Below are 18,882 nucleotides of genomic sequence, written 5' to 3' on the forward strand. Positions count from 1 at the left end.
TAGCACAGCTTTGCGCCGGCGAAAACAGCCGCTAGCTTCTGCGAGACAAAAACCACCGTATTTCCGGCTTTTCCGGATAGGCGAAGCTGATTTCCATCTGATCCGACGCGCAGATACCGGAGGCATCGGCAAAGAACACATCCTCGGCGATCTCGACCGTGTTACCGGGCGAGGAAAACAGCCAACTCTCGCCATCCGGCGCCGTCATCAGGATGGACTCACGGTCCATCTGTTTCAGATTGATCGACGGGTGGGCGTGAAAACGCGCAACGGCCTGCAGTTCTCCTTCGCCTCTGCGCTCTTCCGAAACAGCAAGGCGATCGAGTCCGGTCATGATCGAACCGGTGGCGTTCAAGGTGAGCTCGCGTTCGTGCAGGACGCCGAACTCTTTCAGATAGCCGTCGTGGCTCGCCTTGACGACATCGCGGCCGTCATCGGCAACCACGCGATCGACCTGCACCGTCTTCACCGGATCGGTGATGAGATGCGCCAGGAAATCGGAAGACGCGAACCGGCTGGAGGACGTATCGTTGAGCGTCACGGTCGTATGCGCCGCCGTGGTGCGGGCGACCTGCACATAACGGTTGCCGGCGAATTTCGGCGATCCGGAATTCACGATAAAGCGATGCCGGCCTGATGACATCTCGAAGGACAGGCATCCGGCGTGAACCGTGCGCGAGAGGTTACCAGCAGGCGGAAGGCCGGTATCGGCGATAACGACGGTGCGCCCGGCCGCCAGCCGCTGGTAACGCGAATGCGGCATCGCCTTGAACGGCTCGCCCGCCGTCTCATCGTAGCGCAGCAGCGAAACGATCTCATTCGCCGACGTCGACGTCGCGCCGTTGAACAGAGCGAGATCGCCATCCTGGTGGCGGAAAAAACGCAGCGCCGGATACATGCGATCGATGCCGGATATCAGCTTCTGCGGCAGATCGTGGCCGAGATTGATATAGGTCTGCCGCAACGGCAGCAGATCGAGCAGGAGCTCGAGCGCGACACGCGGATTGCGCGACACGTGCCCGCCATCCGGCAGAATCTGGCTATCGAACTCGACATCGAGGGCTTCGGAGGATTTGCGGATTACGCTGGGACGTACCGGCATCGAGATCGACGCCATGGCAAGGGCAAGGCGCACCCGAAAACGCACCTCGCCGGGCGGCGCATAGCGCGCCATGCGGCGCAGGAAGCGGACCTGAAACGCGAGCGAACGGACGAACCGGCGATAAAAGCCGCGGTCGGCATTCTGCAGCACCACGGGCGAATGCGACAGCCACGCAATGACGCGCGTCGCCGTGACATCGATCTCCCAGGCAATGCCCTCCATCCGGCCGCCATGAATGGAGAGCCAGCTATTGACGATCGCGCGGGCGACGTTGGAATGCAGATCGTTCTTCTTGGAGCGCATGTGGCGCAGCCAGCCGAAGCCATGGAGCTTGATGGCAAAGGCGCGCGACGGGAGGCTAAACGTGAACGGCGACTTTCCGCCCGTCTCCAGCATGCGGCCGGCCAGCGGGAAGCGACCGTTGATGATTTCCTCGGCGACATGCGAATCGACGGGCCTGAGATCCGTCGGCGCCACGATCAGCCGCTCGGGCACATAGACCGTGTGGCGAAACAACTTGAGGCGCAGAAGTGCAGCACGGCAAAGTACCCGCCGCCAAGCCTCCCGCAGGTAAAGACCTGAAAACCGTCCGGACCGCATTTCGATTGTCTATTGACCCATATCGTTAGGATTGGATGGACAAGTCCGGAAACGGCACTGACCGTCGATGATTCTGCAACAATGCTTAACTATGCCAGTTGCTCTTCGATCAGGCAACACGGCGCAACACGGCCGCATAAAAACCGTCAAGACCCGGCGCGAAACCTGATGGTAGCTTCAGCATGTCGGGTGTCGTGCGGAACTCGCCAAGCGGACTGATCGCTTCCTCAAGCCCCGGCCAGCGACTCGGATCAATCGCCACGCGCTCAAGCCCTGCAGTATCCTTGAGCACCCGCGCCACGACCTCTTCACCCTCGCTCGGATCAAGCGAGCAGTTGGAGAATACGATCATGCCTTCAGGCTTCAGCAGCCGCAGCGCATGGCGAAGCAGACGCTCCTGCAGCGCGGCGAGCTTCGCGATATCTTCCGGCCCCTTGGTCCAAAGCACGTCGGGATGGCGCCGCGTCGTGCCGGTAGAAGAGCAGGGCGCGTCAAGCAGGATAGCGTCGAAAAGCTCGTCGGGCGTAAACTTGGTCAGATCCTGCGCCATCGTTTCCGCCGACAACTGGAGACGATCGAGGTTAGAGCGCAGGCGCTTGATGCGGTTTTCGGACTGCTCGACGGCGGTCACCTTGCCGCCCGCCAAGATCAGCTGCGCGGTCTTGCCGCCAGGAGCGGCGCAGAGATCGGCAACACGCTTGCCGGACAGATCGCCGAACAGCTGCGCCGGAATGCTCGCCGCCGCGTCCTGCACCCACCACAGCCCCTCGTCGAAACCTTCGAGAGACGGGATGGAGCCGTCGAATGCGGCAAGCCGGACCCCGCCGGTCGGCAGCACGATACCGTTCAGCTTTTCGGCCCAGGCATGGGCATCGGATTTTACAGTCAGGTCGATGGCAGCGGGCTGCAGCTGGGAATCCGAGATCGCCCGCGCCGCCTCACGGCCATAGGCCTTCTCCAGCCGTTCAAGAAACCAACCGGGCATCGAGGGAATGTCGTCGATCTGGCGAAGGATTTCTTCCTTCTCGCGCCCAAGGCGACGCAGCACAGCATTGACCAGCTTGGCGAAGCGCCGGTTTCTCGGATCAAGATTGGCCTGCTCGACGGCAATGTCGACCGCGGCATGATCGGGAACGTCGAGATAGAGGATCTGCGCGGCCGCGATCGAGAGCACGTGCTGCAGCGAGCGCGCACCCTCCGGCAAGGGCGACTCCAGCAACGATGACACGGCCGCCTCGATGCGGGGCAGGTGACGCAACGTGGTGTTCAAAATTGCCCGAACGAGACCACGGTCGTCGTCGGCCAACGCCTTGTAAGCCGTATTGCCATGTTCATGGTCGAGCGCGCCATCAAGCGAGAGCTTGCGGTCGATGACGGCAGCCAAAATCTTCGAGGCTGCGGCACGCGCCTGCAGGCCTGGCTTGGCGGGAGCTGAAGATTCCGCCGGCGCCGACGATTTCTGTTTGCGAAATGGCTTTTTCTTACCGTCTGAACTCAAGACCAGGGACCCTTTGGCGGTTGCGAGCCACCGCGGCCAAGGCCGGCATCCGGAACTGAGCGCGATTTGCGCACGGGATTAGCAGCACGAGCCGACGGCGTCGAGTTATTCATGCCGCCTCGTGCCATTTCCTGCAGCGCCGCGATACGGTTTTCGGTATTCGGGTGGGTGGAAAACAGGTTGTCCATGCCAGCACCCGTCAACGGATTGATGATGAACATGTGCGCCGTCGCCGGATTGCGCTCCGCGTCGTAGTTCGGAATGTTCGAGGCGCCACGGGCGATCTTGCCCAACGCCGAGGCCAGCCACAGCGGGTTGCCGCAGATCTCGGCGCCGCGCCGGTCGGCGGAATACTCGCGCGTACGGCTGATCGCCATCTGCACCAGCATGGCGGCCATCGGTGCGACGATCATCGCCAGCAGAACACCGACGAAACCGAGCGGATTGTTATTGTTCTCGCGGTTGCCGCCGAAGAAGAACGCGAAATTGCCGAGCATCGAGATGGCGCCGGCAAGCGTTGCCGTTATCGTCATCGTCAGCGTGTCGCGGTTTTGGACGTGCGCGAGCTCATGCGCCATGACGCCTGCAACCTCTTCCGGCGACAGTGCGCTCAATAGACCGGTCGATGCCGCCACCGCGGCATTCTCCGGATTGCGGCCCGTCGCGAAAGCGTTCGGCTGCGGGCTGTCATAGAGATAGACCTTCGGCATCGGCAGGCCCGCATTGTGCGAGAGATCGCGGATGATGTTGAAGAACTCCGGCGCGTTGCGCTCATCGATCTCCTGGGCACGGTAGGCCGAAAGCACCATGCGGTCGGAATTCCAGTAGGAGAAGAAGTTCATGCCGGCCGCAACCAGGAACGCGATCATCATGCCGCTGCGGCCGCCGATCATGAACCCGACGACCATGAACAGTGCCGTCATGAAGGCAAGCAACATGGCAGTACGGACAAGGTTCATCATCATCTCCATTTCAGGCGAGCGTCGTTTGCGCTCAAAGGGTTTCAATCGCCGCGTCGGCGTCCTATAATCTGGTTATTCATCGGCCATTTTCAATATTTTCAAGCGGGCGTGCGTGATGCAGGAAGCGGACAACGACAACATCGAGGCTCTGGCCGAAGAAGGCACCGAGCGTCCGCGCAAGATGCTCTCGCCCGCCGCCAAGCGTGCGCTTGCCGAAGCTGAGGAGCGTCGCCGCAACGAACAGCCGACCGATATGCCGACCGAGATCGGTGGGCGAGGGGGTGCCGATCCGGCCCGCTTCGGCGATTGGGAAATCAACGGTCGCGCCATCGACTTCTAAGTAAATATTCCTATTGACTTCGCATGAATATCGGAATTTATTCCTGATATGTTCACGCGCGCCTTTATATCATTAGCGACCATCGCGGCACTTTCGATGCCGGGCTTCGCGCGCGACGAGATCGCCGGACCCGTCTCGGCTGAAATTCTGCGTGTGATCGATGGAGACACCTTGCTGGTCGCAGCCCGTCCGTGGCCGCAGCAGACCGTGGAAGTCTATGTCCGCATTCGTGGCATCGATACGCCCGAGATGCACTCAAAATGCGCTGCGGTCAGGCGCGCGGGGATCGATGCCCGCCAAGTGTTGGAAGAGCTCACCGACAACTCACCGCAAGTGCAGCTGACCCGAATTTCCGGCGACAAGTATTTCGGCCGAATCCTGGCCGACGTCACGCTATCCGATGGACGGAATCCGGCTCAGTATATGCTGGGCGAGGGGATCGCAGTTGCCTATGACGGTGGCCGGAAGCCGAAGACGCCGTGCTCCGATCACGATTAAGGCCGCTCCGGTTTCCCGAAGCGGCCTCTCATTAGCAGACAGCCAATACTAAGCAGTCGCCTTGTTCTGCCTGTTGGCGATCAGATCATCGACAACAGCTGGATCGGCAAGCGTCGACGTATCGCCCAGTGAACCGAAATCGTCCTCGGCGATCTTGCGCAGGATGCGTCTCATGATCTTGCCCGATCGGGTTTTCGGCAGCCCGGGCGAGAACTGGATCTTGTCGGGTGCTGCGATCGGGCCGATTTCGTTCCGGACATGCTTGATCAGCTGCTGGCGCAGCTCGTCCGAACCTTCGTTGCCGGCCATCAATGTGACATAGCAATAGATGCCCTGACCCTTGATCGCATGCGGATAGCCGACGACCGCAGCCTCCGACACGAGGCTGTGCGACACCAGCGCCGATTCGACCTCGGCCGTGCCGAGACGATGGCCCGACACATTGAGCACGTCGTCGACGCGACCGGTAATCCAGTAATAACCGTCCTCGTCTCGACGGCAGCCGTCGCCGGTGAAGTATTTGCCCTTGTAGGTCGAAAAATAGGTCTGGATGAAGCGCTCGTGATCGCCGTAGACCGTGCGCATCTGCCCCGGCCAGCTATCGGTGATGCAGAGATTACCATCAGCCGCGCCCTCGAGCACGTTGCCTTCATTATCCACCAGCTGCGGCTTCACGCCGAAGAACGGCTTGGTTGCCGATCCCGGCTTCAGGTCGGTCGCGCCTGGCAGCGGCGTGATCATGTGGCCACCCGTCTCCGTCTGCCACCAGGTGTCGATGACAGGGCAACGCTTGTCGCCGACGACATTATAGTACCATTCCCAGGCTTCGGGATTGATGGGCTCGCCCACCGTGCCGAGCAGACGCAGGCTGGACCGCGACGAACGCGTCACGAAATGATCGCCGGCGCCCATCAGCGAGCGGATGGCGGTCGGCGCGGTGTAAAAGATATTGACCTTGTGCTTGTCGATCACCTCCCAGAAGCGGCCCTGATCCGGAAAGTTTGGAACGCCCTCGAACATCAGCGTGGTCGCGCAGTTCGCAAGCGGGCCGTAGACGATATAGGAGTGGCCGGTGACCCAGCCGACGTCGGCCGTGCACCAGTAGATATCGCCGGGGTGATAGTCGAACACGTATTCGTGCGTCATCGCCGCGTAGACGAGATAGCCGCCCGTTGTATGCAGCACACCCTTCGGCTTGCCGGTCGAGCCCGACGTATAGAGAATGAAAAGCGGATCCTCAGCCTTCATCTTGGCGGGCGGGCACTCCGGCTTCACCGTCGCCATTTCCTGATGATACCAGAGGTCGCGACCGGGAGCCCAACCCGTCTTGCCACCGGTGCGGCGAACCACCAGCACCTTCTCGACGATCACATGCTGGCGGGCTGCGATATGGATCGCCGTGTCGGTGTTTTCCTTCAGTGGCACCGGCTTGCCGCCGCGCACTCCCTCATCGCAGGTGATGACGAAGGTTGATTCGCAGTCCACGATCCGCCCCGCCAGGGCTTCCGGCGAAAAGCCGCCGAACACGATGGAATGCACGGCGCCGATACGAGCGCAGGCCAGCATCGCATAGGCCGCCTCGGGGATCATCGGCATGTAGATGGTGACACGATCGCCCTTCTTGACGCCATGCTTCTTCAGGACGTTCGCCATGCGGCACACGTGCTCGTAGAGCTCGTTATAGGTGATCTTCTTGTCGATGTAGGGGTTGTCGCCCTCGAAGATGATCGCGACCTGATTGCCGTTGGTCTTCAGGTGCCTGTCGATACAGTTGTAGGAGACGTTCGTCTGGCCGTCTTCGAACCACTTGATCTTCACATTGCCGGTGAAAGAGGTGTTCTTCACCTTAGTATAAGGCTTGAACCAGTCGATCCGCTTGCCATGCTTGCCCCAGAATTTATCGGGGTTTTCGACACTCTCCTCGTACCATTTCTCGTACTTGGCCTTGTCGATCAGCGCATGGTTCTGAACCGGTTTTTGCACCGGGTAGATCTTCTCCGACATCGATTTCCTCCTCACTCGGACGCCGGCGGCAGAAGCGAGCCGCAGGCGGTTTCGTGCATTCATAACAGGTCAGATCGACCCGGCAATTAGACAAAGGTCATTTCATTCGTGATCAATTGCAATTATGCGTCACTCCGGTTATATAGCGGCATAATTTCCCGGACATAGTGGTGACAACCCACGGACCGCGACACCGGCGCGGACGACAGAAGGACTATATCCATGGCTCAACAACTGCTTATGCCGAAGGCGACCGCTATTTGGCTCGTCGACAACACAGCTCTGTCTTTCGACCAGATCGCTCAGTTCTGCAAATTGCACCCTCTGGAAGTGAAGGCGATCGCCGACGGCGAAGCTGCGCAGGGCATCAAGGGCCTGGATCCGATCTCCACCGGTCAGCTGTCGCGCGACGAAATCGAACGCGCCGAGAAAAACCCGGCCCACAAGCTCAAGCTTTCCGAGCCGAAGGTTCGCGTTCCGGAATCCAAGCGTCGTGGCCCGCGCTACACGCCGGTCTCCAAGCGCCAGGACCGCCCGAACGCCATCCTGTGGCTTGTTCGCAATCACCCGGAACTGAAGGACGCCCAGATTTCGCGCCTCGTCGGCACGACCAAGTCGACCATCGAACAGATCCGCGAGCGCACCCACTGGAACGCCGCCAACCTGACGCCGATGGATCCGGTTACGCTCGGCCTCTGCAGCCAGATCGACCTCGACATGGAAGTCGAAAAGGCCGCCAAGGGTCGTCCGCTGCCGACCGCTGCCGAACTCGGCGAAACGCTACAGTCCGCGCACGAAACCGAACGCCTGGCTCCGAGCTACGAGCGTGAGGAAGAGAAGGAAATCGACGCCGACGCCGTCTTCGCGAAGCTGAAGTCGCTGAAGTCCTCGACGCCGGATGAAGACGAAGACGATCGCTACTAAGCGGTTGGACGGACTGAGATTAGAACCCCGCTTCGGCGGGGTTTTTTATTGTCTGTGGCAATTGCGCTGTAACGCGGATCGCAAATGTTTCCCGTGAAACATTCGCGTCGACTACGAGCAAGCGACGATGATTAGCGCGTGCCGAAAATGGCGGACCCAACCCGGACGCTGGTGGCACCGAAAGCGACGGCCGTCTCGTAATCACCAGACATGCCCATCGAGAGCTTCTCGACGCCGCAGGCCTTCGCCAGTTTCGCCAGCAGGGCGAAATGCGGCCCCGGATTTTCATCCGCCGGCGGAATGCACATCAATCCTTCGATGGAGAGGCCAAGCTCATCGCGGCAGAGCGCCACGAACGCCGCGGTATCGTCAGGCGCAATGCCGGCCTTCTGCGGCTCAAGGCCCGTATTGACCTGCACATAAAGGCGAGGGGCCTTGCCCTGGCGCTTCATTTCATCGGCCAGCGCACGCGCGATTTTCTCGCGATCGACAGTCTCGATGACATCGAAGAGCGCGACCGCTTCGCCGGCCTTGTTCGACTGCAGCGGTCCGATCAGATGCAGCTCGATACCAGCCGTCTTGCTCTTCAGCTCCGGCCACTTGCCCTGACTCTCCTGAACGCGGTTTTCACCAAACACGCGCTGGCCAGCCTCGATGGCTGGGCGGATCTGATCCGCGTCGAATGTCTTGGACACGGCCACGAGCTGCACCGAGCCTTCCGCTCTTGCCGTTTCGCGGGCCGCCGCCGCGATCCGGCCGCGAACCTCTTCCAGTCGCTCTTGAAGTTCCATGTTGCGCCTCGGTCCATCATCGAAAACAATGAAAATGCACTAAACACCCGATCTTGCCTTGCCAAGGTCCGAAGCCCCGAAATTATCGCAGCGTGGCGCCGATTGGCCCCAAACCACGTCGGCAAAACTTGACGCTACGGTGGTTTCATGGTGAAGGTCACCACCAACTTCCCTTGATTTTCCGGAAATACGAATACCATGGCTACCGAACGTTATAATCCGCGCGATGCCGAGCCTCGCTGGCAGAAAAAATGGAACGAAGCGAAGGTCTTCGAGACCGACAACGCTGATCCGCGCGAGAAATACTACGTGCTGGAGATGTTCCCGTATCCGTCCGGCCGCATCCACATGGGCCACGTCCGCAACTATGCGATGGGCGACGTCGTCGCGCGCTACAAGCGTGCCCGCGGCTTCAACGTGCTGCATCCCATGGGTTGGGACGCGTTCGGCATGCCGGCTGAAAACGCCGCCATGGAGCGCAACGTTCATCCGGCCGCCTGGACCTACCAGAACATCGCATCGATGAAGTCGCAGCTGAAGGCCATGGGCCTGTCGCTCGACTGGAGCCGTGAATTCGCGACCTGCGATGTCGAATACTATCAGCATCAGCAGCACATGTTCGTGGACTTCCTCGAAAAGGGTCTCGTCTACCGCAAGCAGTCGAAGGTCAACTGGGACCCGGTCGACAATACCGTTCTCGCCAATGAGCAGGTCATCGACGGTCGCGGCTGGCGCTCCGGCGCGCTTGTCGAACAGCGCGAGCTGACCCAGTGGTTCTTCAAGATCACCGACTTCAGCCAGGATCTGCTGGACGCCCTGGATGGTCTCGATCAGTGGCCTGAAAAGGTCCGCCTGATGCAGAAGAACTGGATCGGCCGTTCCGAAGGCATGACGATCCGCTGGGAGATCGTCGGCGAAACGGCGCCTGCCGGCGAGACTGAGGTAACGGTCTACACCACGCGCCCGGACACGTTGTTTGGCGCCTCCTTCCTCGCCATTTCCGCCGATCACCCGCTCGCCAAGGACGCCGCGGCCAAGAACGCTGAGATCGATGCCTTCTGCGAAGACGTCCGCCGCGCTGGCACGTCGCTGGCAGCGCTCGAGACCGCCGAAAAGCGGGGCATCAAAACGGGCATCCGTGTCCGCCATCCGCTGGACCCTTCATGGGAGCTGCCGGTCTACATCGCCAACTTCGTGCTGATGGACTACGGCACGGGCGCCATCTTCGGCTGCCCGGCAGGCGATCAGCGCGACCTCGATTTCGCCCGCAAATATGGCCTTCCGGTCATACCCGTCGTCATGCCGCGTGACGGCGACGTCGCGACCTTTGCTGTCGGTGATACCGCCTATGATGGCGACGGCGTGATGATCAACTCGCGCTTCCTGGACGGCAAGTCGACCGACGAAGCCTTCAATATCGTGGCCGACCGTCTGTCGTCCGCGTCTCTTGGCAACGCGCCACAGGGCGAACGCAAGGTCAACTTCCGCCTGCGCGACTGGGGCATTTCTCGCCAGCGCTATTGGGGTTGCCCGATCCCGGTCATTCACTGCCAGGATTGCGGTGTCGTGCCGGTGCCGAAGAAGGATCTCCCGGTCAAGCTGCCGGAGGATGTCACCTTCGATCAGCCGGGCAATCCCCTCGACAGGCACCCGACCTGGCGCCACGTCGCCTGCCCGCATTGCGGCAAGGATGCCCGTCGCGAAACCGACACGATGGACACCTTCGTCGATTCCAGCTGGTACTTCACCCGCTTCACGGCGCCTTGGGAGAGCAAGCCGACGGATTTCGCGGCCGCCAACCGCTGGCTGCCCGTCGATCAGTATATCGGCGGTATCGAGCATGCGATCCTGCACCTGCTCTATTCGCGCTTCTTTACCCGCGCCATGCGCGAAACCGGCCATGTCGATGTGACGGAGCCTTTCAAGGGCCTGTTCACGCAGGGCATGGTGGTGCACGAGACCTATAGCCGTGGCTCTGGCATGACCCGCGAATGGGTCGCACCGGCTGACATCAAGATCGAGGAACTGGATGGCAAACGCCGTGCGTTCCTCCTCTCCAGCAACGAAGAGATCGCCATCGGCTCGATCGAGAAGATGTCGAAGTCGAAGAAGAACGTCGTAGATCCTGATGACATCATTGCTTCCTACGGCGCCGACACGGCACGCTTCTTTGTTCTGTCGGATTCGCCGCCCGAGCGCGATGTGATCTGGTCGGAAGCGGGCGTCGAAGGCGCACACCGCTTCACCCAGCGCCTGTGGCGTCTCATCTCGGAAGCTGCCGAAGCTCTCAGCGACGTCGCTGCGACTCCGGCTAAGGATGGCGACGCGCTTGCCATCTCCCAGCTGGCACACAAGACGCTGAAGGCCGTTCAGAACGACTACGACAAGCTGTGGTTCAACAAGGCCGTCGCGCGCATCTATGAGCTCGTGAACGCCATCGCCGGCCCGCTGACAACCGTTGCAGCAGGCAAGGCCGATGCCGCCTATCGTGCCGCCGTGCGCGATGCGGCCGAAATCCTCGTCCAGCTCGTGGCACCGATGACACCGCATCTGGCCGAAGAGTGCTGGTCGGTTCTCGGTCACGACACGCTGCTCTCGCAGACGGCGTGGCCGAAGTACGACGACGCTCTTGTCGTTGAAAACGACGTCGTCCTGCCGGTGCAGATCAACGGCAAGAAGCGCGCCGAATTGACAATCTCTCGCGACGCAGATCAAACTACGGTCAGCGATGCCGCCCTTGCGTTGGAGGATGTCAAGCGCGTGCTCAACGGCCAGGCGCCGAAGAAAATTATCGTGGTTCCGCAAAGGATTGTGAACATTGTCGTTTAATATCGCTTCCAGGCTGGCCAGCCGCGCGGGGATTGCCGCGGTACTGGCAACCACGGTTCTTCTCGCCTCGTGCCAGGTCCGGCCGCTCTATTCCGAAACGTCAGGCGTTGCTGGCAAGTTGTCATCCATCGCCTTCTCAGAGGCGAATTCGCGCGTCGAGCAGGAAGTTCGCAATCGTCTGATCTTCCTCGCTTCTCGCGGCGCCGGCGAACCGGACAAGGCCGATTACAAAGTCGAGATGAACGCCCGATCAAACGTCATCGATACGCTGCTGGTCGCATCCTCGGATGAGTCACGCGCGGGCCGCGCCACCGTCAGCGTCGACTATACGCTGAAGTCGAACAAAGACGGCCATGTGATCCGTGCCGGCCATCAGTCGGCAACAGCACTTGTCGATTTCCCCGCTCAGGAGTTTGCCAAGCAACGCGCTATTCGCGATGCTGAGGACCGCGCAGCACGCCAGGTGGCTGAATTCGTGGCTGCCGATATCGCCGCGGCGCTTGGCCGCTGAGGAGCGGCTAAGTGGCGGAGATAAAGTCGCATGAGTTCGAGGGATTTCTGGAGAAATCCGCCCGCCACTACCAATTATTCGTCATTTATGGCCCGGATCGCGGGCTGGTGTCCGAGCGCGCCAGCCTGCTTGCCGGCAAGACTGGTGTCGATCTAACCGACCCATTTTCCCTGATCAAACTTGATATTGGTGACCTCCAGAAAGACCACGGACGCCTGCTCGACGAGGCAGGCGCGATCGGCCTCTTCGGTGGCCAGAAGCTCATCTGGATCCGCGGCGCGGCAAACGAGAAGTACCTCGTTGACGCCCTGCAGGTGCTTGCGCAAAAGCCTCCCGAAGCGACCTTCGTCATCATCGAGGCTGGCGATCTCAAGAAGGGCTCGCTTCTGCGCAAGACGAGCGAAGGGGCCCGGAGCATCGCGACTATCCCATGCTACGCCGATGATGCGCGCGCGCTCAATAGCCTGATAGATGCAGAGCTCGCTGGCGCGAACCTTCGTATCACCACCGGAGCGCGCCAGGCGCTGCTGGAACTGATCGGGGGCGATCGCATTGCCTCGCGCAACGAGGTGCGAAAGCTCGCGCTTTACTGTCTCAATCTTGAGGTCATCGAGGAGCATCACGTCACGGAAATCATCGGCGACGCCAGCGCCATATCTGTTGATGACGCCGTCGATGCCATCCTGACTGGAAACTCCGGGAACTTCCTGCATGCCATGCAGAAGATCACGGCTTCAAAGACCTCCGTCTTCCTGGTCATACAGGCATGCCTGCGGCAGTTTCAATTGATGGATGCAATGCGGGCCGAGATGGAAGAGAAGCGCACGCCAGCGTCCCAGCTGATGCAGACGCTTGGGCGTCACCTTCATTTCAAGCGAAAGCCAATCATCGAGCAGGCGCTTAGAACATGGTCGGCCGAAGCCCTGGCTCGTGAAACAAGCCGCCTTCAAGCCGCCATCCTGCAGACCAGGCGTCGCGCCTCTCTGGAGGACACGATCGCCATGCAGACACTTCTATCGACCACACTTCAGTCCGGCCGAAAATAAGGTCGGATCAGCGCCGCTCAAGAAGCCGGCAGATTTCTTCCAATTGATCCAATGACTTATAGGAAATCCGGATCTGCCCGCCATTCGCCTTGTGATTGATGACAACATCCAATCCGAGTGTATCGGAGAGCGTCCGCTCAAGCGCGATCGTATCGGAATCCTTCTGATCCCTCGGATTGACTGCTGGCTTCGGCTCCGATTGCGCCTTGATGTCGTTCTGCGCAAGGCGTTCCGCATCGCGCACTGACATGCCCTTGGAGACGATCGTTCGGGCCAGGACGGTTGGGTCCGACGTGGACACCAGAGCGCGCGCATGGCCGGCAGACAGACTGCCAGCGGCGAGCAAGTCACGAACAGGCTCCGGCAATTTCAAAAGTCGCAGCGAATTGGCGACATGGCTACGGCTCTTGCCAATGATCTCACCGAGATCGTTCTGCGTGTAACCATAGTCCGCGATCAACTGCTCGTAGCCGAGCGCTTCTTCCAATGCATTTAGGTCGGATCGCTGAACGTTTTCAACGATCGCGATCTCGAGCGCGGTCTTGTCATCGACATCGCGAACAATGACAGGAATCTCGACCAGGCCTGCCAGCTGCGCTGCGCGCCAACGTCTTTCGCCGGCTATGATTTCATACTGACTGGTCGAAAGTGTGCGTACGACAACCGGCTGCACAATACCATGCTGGCGGATAGAGCTGGCAAGATCATGAAGCTCACCGTCATCGAAGAAACGGCGAGGATTGCGAGGATTGCGCGTGATGAACTCGATTGGCACCAGACGATCGGCACTAACGGCGCGCTGGCTTGCATCGACAGGCGCCGGTTGATCCATTTCACCAATCAGTGCTGCGAGGCCGCGCCCCAGTCTTCTCTTCGAGACATCATCGTTCATGTCGGTACTCACCACTTATTCAAGAGCTTGTTCAGGCAGCCAGACGCTGGCGCTCGCGCTGAATGACTTCGGAAGCCAACTGCAGATAGGCCTGGCTTCCAGCACATTTAAGATCGTAGAGAATGGCAGGCTTGCCGTAAGAAGGCGCCTCAGACACCCGCACGTTGCGCGGAATTAACGTATGGTAAACCTTTTCACCAAGATGGGTGCGCACATCATTCACGACCTGTTGCGCTAGATTGTTTCGCGAATCGAACATCGTCAGCACGATTCCCTGGATATCGAGCTGCGGGTTTACGCTCCTGCGTACCTGGTCGACGGTCTCCAGCAACTGGCTCAACCCCTCAAGCGCGAAAAATTCGCACTGCAGGGGAACCAGCACCGAATGCGCAGCCGCCATCGCATTCATCGTCAGGAGATTGAAGGACGGCGGGCAGTCGACAAGGATATAGGAAAACTGAAACGCATCGCGCTCGGCAAGCGCCTTCTTCAGCTTGAAGACGCGATCGCTCTGCTGTGCGATCTCCATTTCAATCCCGAGCAGATCCATAGTCGAAGGGACGATGAAGAGGTTCGGTACAGCGGTTTCCTGCACAACATCGAGGATCCCATGCTCGCCGACCAGAAGATCGTATGAGGACCGGCTACGGTTCTTGCGATCGATACCCAAGCCTGTGCTTGCATTGCCCTGAGGATCGAGATCAACAATGAGAACCCGCTCGCCGATAGCGGCCAGCGCTGTTGCCAGATTGATAGCCGTCGTCGTCTTGCCGACGCCACCCTTCTGATTTGCGATCGTGATAATCCGATTCCGTCCAGCAACCATTGTCGCAACGCCCGATTTGTTAGACCAAATGCCGTAAATTGGAAATTTCGAGAACGACTGAGTCCATCTCGACGGCACTCTTGTGTTCTACCAGATCAAATGCCCAGCGACCACGAGCATTTGCTACCTCGGATCGGTAATCCCGGCCTTTGTGGAAATACGCGCGGATTTTTTCGTTACGGATCGCAAACGGCTCAACGAATTCCAACAGTTTGTCGAGATCCGCAAGCGCTCTAGCGGAAATGAAATCACAGGCCGGAAGATCGGCAACCGCGTCCTCGATCCGCACCGGATGCACGGATCCCCGAGCACCCGTCTCCCTGAGCGCCGCTCGCAAGAAGGCAGCCTTCTTGTTATTGCTCTCGACTAGATGCACCCAGCCATCATTGAGCTCTGCAAGAAAGATCGCCGTCACAACACCAGGAAAGCCGCCGCCGCTACCGAGATCCGCCCAGTTGCCCGCGTGCGGCTGAAGCTGGAAGATCTGAGCGCTATCAGCAATATGTCTCTCCCACGCGTCCTTAAGAGTGGAGGGCGCGGAGAGGTTTATAGCCTTGCTCCATTTCTGGAATAGGCCCACGAAATGCTCAAGTCGTTCCTGTGTTTCACGTGAAACACGCCGGCCGTTCAATTCCATACAAGGACTCTCAAATAGTGTAGGTTGCAGTCTATGCAGCGACTTCGCCGCGTCGCAAATGCACGAGCAGGAGCGAAATCGCCGCCGGAGTCATCCCATCAATTCGCGAAGCCTGCGCGACGTCATAAGGACGAGCCTTCGCCAACTTCTGCTTAAGCTCGTTGGATAGGCCGGACAAGCGATCAAAGTCAAAATCAGCAGGGATAAAGCGTTCCTCATCCCGTTTGATATGCGCCACATCTGCCTGTTGCCGATCCATATAGACCGCATAGTTCGCCTCGATCTCAAGGGCAGCGCCCGCCTTCGAATCGATCGCGCTCAACTCGGGCCACACCGGCCGAAGCGTCTCAAGATCGAAGTCAGGAAACGCCAGCAACTCATAAGCCGTTCGCCTCTGACCATCGAGGTTAAGCTTAAGGCCAAACCGCCGTGCCTCTGTTGGTGTGATCGAGAGTGACGTCAAAATTGCGCGACCCGCTTCGACCGCCGATGCATATTGCTCGAACCGATCTGCACGCGCGCCGGACGCAATCCCCAATGAGATGGCAAGCGGAGTCAGGCGAACATCGGCATTGTCTGCACGGAGCGACAGACGGTACTCCGCTCTTGATGTAAACATCCGATAGGGTTCGGCGACGCCGCGGGACGTCAAATCGTCGATCATAACGCCAATGTAGGAGTCAGTACGGCTGAAGCGCACCGCGTCTTGCTGCCCAGCCAGCCGAGCCGCATTGAGCCCGGCGACCAAACCCTGAGCCGCCGCCTCTTCATATCCTGTCGTGCCGTTGATCTGCCCCGCCAGGAACAAGCCCGGTTGCTTCTTTACCTCAAGCGAAGGCTTCAACTCTCGCGGATCGACATGGTCGTATTCAATCGCATAGCCCGGCTGGAGAATGGCGACTTGCTCTAGACCCGGTATTGTTCGAATGAAGGCATCTTGGACTTCGGCGGGAAGTGATGTCGATATGCCGTTCGGATAGACCGTGTCGTCGTCGAGACCCTCAGGCTCAAGAAACACCTGGTGGCCATCTCGCTCGCCAAACTTGACAAGCTTATCCTCGATCGACGGGCAATACCGTGGACCAACACCTTCAATCTGACCGGAATACATGGCCGACCGCTTCAAATTGTCGACAATGATCCGATGCGTCGCTTCCGTTGTCCGCGTAACGCCGCAATCGATCTGCGGGTTGGAAATATGGTCGGTCATAAAGGAGAAGGGGACGGCGTCATCATCGGCGCCCTGCCGGCCAACGCCCGCCCAGTCGATGGTCTTCCCATCCAACCGGGCAGGGGTACCAGTCTTCAGTCGACCGAGCTGCAATCCCATTCCCAAAAGTGTCTTGGACAGACCCATCGATGGCTCTTCGCCGACACGGCCGGCCGGGATCTTCTTATCACCAATATGTATAAGGCCGCGCAAGAAAGTGCCGGTCGTCAAGACCACCGCACCAGCATCAAGAATCCGGCTATCTTTCATGATGACGCCCGATACACGCCCATCCTTGATTGACAAGTCAAAAGCATCGCCCTCGACAATAGTCAGATTGGGGATGGAGGAAATCTCTGCATGCATCGCCCGGCGGTAGAGCTTTCGATCTGCCTGGGTGCGCGGCCCGCGTACTGCCGGCCCCTTCTTTCGATTGAGCATCCGGAACTGGATACCGCCGGCATCAGCCACGCGACCCATCAGCCCGTCCAATGCATCGATCTCGCGAACCAGATGACCCTTGCCAAGGCCACCGATTGCTGGATTGCAGGACATCACGCCGATCGTCTCGCGCTTATGCGTCACGAGCGCAGTCTTGGCGCCAGTACGCGCGGCTGCGGAGGCGGCTTCGCATCCAGCGTGCCCGCCACCAATGACGATGACATCGAACCGTGAGGTATTCATAACAATGCTCCTGAGATCGCTCGGTGATGCGGCAAGCCGCCCCGCGAGTCAAGACGTTTCACGTGAAACCACGCTTTTCAGCGCCGCGTCAGTGTTTCACGTGAATCATTTGCCAATGCAGAATTCACCGAAGATGACATCGAGCAGATTCTCGACATCGACCCGACCCGTGATGCGGCCAAGCGCGGCGCCGGCCATGCGCAGATCTTCGGCTCTAATATCAAGGTCGCCATGATCGTTAGCGATGGCTCGTTCGATAGCCGAAATACATTCCGCTAACGAATCGTTGTGCCGCGTGCGAGTAGGTATAGCCAGCGAGTGCGGTGGTACCATCTCGCGCAACCGATCTCCGATGGCCTGTCGCAATTGGTCCAAGCCGGCGCCGGTTTCCACGGAAATCATCACATCGTATGGATTCGATGAGACGCCGGGCAAATCCGCCTTCGTTCCAACGCGCAACGCGGATGACGGGGCAGAGCTGTCCCCTGGATGAACGGACATGTCCTCGATGTAGATGACGAGATCGGCGGATTCCATTGCTGTCCGCGCGCGGCGAATACCTTCGCGTTCAACGATCTCTTCGGTCTCACGCAATCCCGCGGTATCGTAGAGCTTGACGAGAAATCCATCGATATCGAGATCGGTGGAAAGCACATCGCGTGTCGTTCCGGCGATATCGGTGACGATCGCAATATCACGACGAACAAGTGCATTCATCAGGCTTGATTTTCCCGCATTGGGCAAACCGGCAATAACAACCTTGAAACCGTCTCTGATAATCTCGCCTGTCTTCGCCATCCCAAGATGCTGACGAATCTCGTTGGCAAGCTCGGTCATATCCGACCAGACCTGGTCCGACACTGAGCCCGGGACATCGTCCTCGTCGGGAAAATCAAGTTCAGCCTCGATCAGCGCTCGGCCGCGCGTCAATCGCTGTGCCCAAGCTTCATAGACGGCCGAGAGTCCGCCGGAACTCTGTTCAAGAGCGAGGCGACGCTGCATCTCTGTTTCTGCGGAGATCAGATCGGCAAGACCTTCGATCTCGAGCAGGTCAAGCTTCCCATTTTCGAAGGCGCGCCGTGAGAACTCGCCGGCCAGGGCCTGCCGCAACCCGTCAAACGCGCTCAGTTCCCGATAAACAGCGCTTACGACAGCGCGGCCACCGTGCAGATGAAATTCAACGACATCTTCACCAGTGAAGGAGTTTGGCCCTGGAAAGAACAGCACAAGGCCATTGTCCAGGACATCACCGTTACGGGTTCGAATCGTTCGTAAAGATGTTGTGCGGGCAGGGACGGTGCCTGAAACCATGCTGCGAACCACATCTTCGACCTTTGGGCCGCTGATGCGGATCACGGCCAAGCCGGCCGGAACAGCGCCGCTGGAGAGCGCATAGATTGTCTCGGTGAATTCCGCCACGGACACACTCCAATTGGTACGATACCGAATCGATCTGTTCCCACCTCAGAAAAGAGGAGCGACCAGTCAATCAGGCATATAGAAACAGAAAAGCCGGCCAAGATAGCGG

General features: G+C 59.4%; 16 protein-coding genes. 6 read left to right on the forward strand and 10 right to left on the reverse strand.

Translation table 11 applies throughout. The annotated features are described in order from the left end of the window. Positions 1-31: 31 nt before the first annotated feature. The 3 genes from ACCD05_RS17885 to htpX form a co-directional block, all read right to left on the reverse strand. Complete coding sequence (locus ACCD05_RS17885) at positions 32-1,702, reverse strand: heparinase II/III family protein (RefSeq protein WP_413394332.1); 1,671 nt, start codon at positions 1,700-1,702, stop codon at positions 32-34. Positions 1,703-1,811: 109 nt separating this feature from the next. Beyond that, positions 1,812-3,200 carry an RsmB/NOP family class I SAM-dependent RNA methyltransferase gene (locus ACCD05_RS17890; protein WP_413394334.1) on the reverse strand — a complete coding sequence of 463 codons (1,389 nt, stop codon included), beginning with the start codon at positions 3,198-3,200 and terminating at the stop codon, positions 1,812-1,814. Next, positions 3,197-4,159, reverse strand: a complete 963-nt coding sequence (htpX, locus tag ACCD05_RS17895; RefSeq protein ID WP_026283465.1) for a zinc metalloprotease HtpX — start codon at positions 4,157-4,159, stop codon at positions 3,197-3,199. The genes ACCD05_RS17890 and htpX overlap by 4 nt, the downstream gene beginning before the upstream one ends. Before the next feature lie 118 nt (positions 4,160-4,277). Here htpX and ACCD05_RS17900 point away from each other — a divergent pair, with 118 nt between their 5' ends. Together ACCD05_RS17900 and ACCD05_RS17905 are read left to right on the forward strand one after the other, a co-directional pair. Continuing rightward, a complete protein-coding gene (locus ACCD05_RS17900) occupies positions 4,278-4,502 on the forward strand; it encodes a DUF1674 domain-containing protein (RefSeq protein ID WP_111562722.1) in 225 nt (74 codons plus the stop codon). 48 nt (positions 4,503-4,550) lie between these two features. Further along, complete coding sequence (locus tag ACCD05_RS17905; RefSeq protein ID WP_413394337.1) at positions 4,551-5,000, forward strand: thermonuclease family protein; 450 nt, start codon at positions 4,551-4,553, stop codon at positions 4,998-5,000. A 48-nt stretch (positions 5,001-5,048) separates the two neighbouring features. Here ACCD05_RS17905 and acs read toward each other — a convergent pair whose 3' ends face one another. Further along, complete coding sequence (gene acs / locus ACCD05_RS17910) at positions 5,049-7,004, reverse strand: acetate--CoA ligase (protein ID WP_111562724.1); 1,956 nt, start codon at positions 7,002-7,004, stop codon at positions 5,049-5,051. 222 nt (positions 7,005-7,226) lie between these two features. Between acs and ACCD05_RS17915 the strand changes: the two genes are divergently transcribed. Further along, positions 7,227-7,928, forward strand: a complete 702-nt coding sequence (locus ACCD05_RS17915) for a DUF1013 domain-containing protein (RefSeq protein ID WP_026283466.1) — start codon at positions 7,227-7,229, stop codon at positions 7,926-7,928. A gap of 131 nt (positions 7,929-8,059) precedes the next feature. Here ACCD05_RS17915 and ACCD05_RS17920 read toward each other — a convergent pair whose 3' ends face one another. Next, entirely contained in the window at positions 8,060-8,719 is a 660-nt protein-coding gene (locus ACCD05_RS17920; RefSeq protein WP_413394340.1) for a YggS family pyridoxal phosphate-dependent enzyme, read from the reverse strand. A gap of 198 nt (positions 8,720-8,917) precedes the next feature. Here ACCD05_RS17920 and leuS point away from each other — a divergent pair, with 198 nt between their 5' ends. Genes leuS through holA form a run of 3 tightly spaced genes read left to right on the forward strand, consistent with a single transcriptional unit; the run spans position 8,918 to position 13,105 of the window. Continuing rightward, a complete protein-coding gene (gene leuS / locus ACCD05_RS17925; protein ID WP_413394342.1) occupies positions 8,918-11,548 on the forward strand; it encodes a leucine--tRNA ligase in 2,631 nt (876 codons plus the stop codon). Next, on the forward strand, positions 11,538-12,059 hold the full coding sequence (gene lptE, locus ACCD05_RS17930) for an LPS assembly lipoprotein LptE (protein ID WP_047509109.1): 522 nt from the start codon (positions 11,538-11,540) through the stop codon (positions 12,057-12,059). Before leuS ends, lptE begins: the two co-directional genes overlap by 11 nt. 11 nt (positions 12,060-12,070) lie before the next feature. Further along, positions 12,071-13,105, forward strand: a complete 1,035-nt coding sequence (holA, locus tag ACCD05_RS17935) for a DNA polymerase III subunit delta (protein ID WP_413394344.1) — start codon at positions 12,071-12,073, stop codon at positions 13,103-13,105. Positions 13,106-13,112: 7 nt separating this feature from the next. Here holA and ACCD05_RS17940 read toward each other — a convergent pair whose 3' ends face one another. The 5 genes from ACCD05_RS17940 to mnmE form a co-directional block, all read right to left on the reverse strand. Continuing rightward, positions 13,113-13,997, reverse strand: coding sequence for a ParB/RepB/Spo0J family partition protein (locus tag ACCD05_RS17940; RefSeq protein ID WP_018901110.1), 885 nt, complete (start codon positions 13,995-13,997; stop codon positions 13,113-13,115). A 31-nt stretch (positions 13,998-14,028) separates the two neighbouring features. Continuing rightward, complete coding sequence (locus tag ACCD05_RS17945) at positions 14,029-14,823, reverse strand: ParA family protein (RefSeq protein ID WP_413394346.1); 795 nt, start codon at positions 14,821-14,823, stop codon at positions 14,029-14,031. Positions 14,824-14,842: 19 nt separating this feature from the next. Next, on the reverse strand, positions 14,843-15,460 hold the full coding sequence (gene rsmG / locus ACCD05_RS17950) for a 16S rRNA (guanine(527)-N(7))-methyltransferase RsmG (RefSeq protein WP_413394348.1): 618 nt from the start codon (positions 15,458-15,460) through the stop codon (positions 14,843-14,845). Positions 15,461-15,491: 31 nt separating this feature from the next. Next, complete coding sequence (gene mnmG, locus ACCD05_RS17955) at positions 15,492-17,354, reverse strand: tRNA uridine-5-carboxymethylaminomethyl(34) synthesis enzyme MnmG (protein ID WP_413394350.1); 1,863 nt, start codon at positions 17,352-17,354, stop codon at positions 15,492-15,494. A gap of 105 nt (positions 17,355-17,459) precedes the next feature. Then, positions 17,460-18,773 carry a tRNA uridine-5-carboxymethylaminomethyl(34) synthesis GTPase MnmE gene (gene mnmE / locus ACCD05_RS17960; protein WP_413394352.1) on the reverse strand — a complete coding sequence of 438 codons (1,314 nt, stop codon included), beginning with the start codon at positions 18,771-18,773 and terminating at the stop codon, positions 17,460-17,462. Positions 18,774-18,882: the final 109 nt, after the last annotated feature.

The organism is Rhizobium sp. Rhizsp42, from assembly GCF_047304155.1.
Lineage (GTDB): Bacteria > Pseudomonadota > Alphaproteobacteria > Rhizobiales > Rhizobiaceae > Rhizobium.

Excerpts from the sequence above, each read along its gene's own strand:
- ACCD05_RS17940 (WP_018901110.1), bottom strand. The coding sequence starts at position 13,997 with ATGAACGATGATGTCTCGAAGAGAAGACTGGGGCGCGGCCTCGCAGCA.
- ACCD05_RS17885 (WP_413394332.1), bottom strand. The coding sequence starts at position 1,702 with ATGCGGTCCGGACGGTTTTCAGGTCTTTACCTGCGGGAGGCTTGGCGG.
- rsmG (WP_413394348.1), bottom strand. The coding sequence starts at position 15,460 with ATGGAATTGAACGGCCGGCGTGTTTCACGTGAAACACAGGAACGACTT.
- ACCD05_RS17920 (WP_413394340.1), bottom strand. The coding sequence starts at position 8,719 with ATGGAACTTCAAGAGCGACTGGAAGAGGTTCGCGGCCGGATCGCGGCG.
- acs (WP_111562724.1), bottom strand. The coding sequence starts at position 7,004 with ATGTCGGAGAAGATCTACCCGGTGCAAAAACCGGTTCAGAACCATGCG.
- ACCD05_RS17915 (WP_026283466.1), top strand. The coding sequence starts at position 7,227 with ATGGCTCAACAACTGCTTATGCCGAAGGCGACCGCTATTTGGCTCGTC.
- ACCD05_RS17945 (WP_413394346.1), bottom strand. The coding sequence starts at position 14,823 with ATGGTTGCTGGACGGAATCGGATTATCACGATCGCAAATCAGAAGGGT.
- mnmG (WP_413394350.1), bottom strand. The coding sequence starts at position 17,354 with ATGAATACCTCACGGTTCGATGTCATCGTCATTGGTGGCGGGCACGCT.
- ACCD05_RS17900 (WP_111562722.1), top strand. The coding sequence starts at position 4,278 with ATGCAGGAAGCGGACAACGACAACATCGAGGCTCTGGCCGAAGAAGGC.
- htpX (WP_026283465.1), bottom strand. The coding sequence starts at position 4,159 with ATGAACCTTGTCCGTACTGCCATGTTGCTTGCCTTCATGACGGCACTG.
- ACCD05_RS17905 (WP_413394337.1), top strand. The coding sequence starts at position 4,551 with ATGTTCACGCGCGCCTTTATATCATTAGCGACCATCGCGGCACTTTCG.
- leuS (WP_413394342.1), top strand. The coding sequence starts at position 8,918 with ATGGCTACCGAACGTTATAATCCGCGCGATGCCGAGCCTCGCTGGCAG.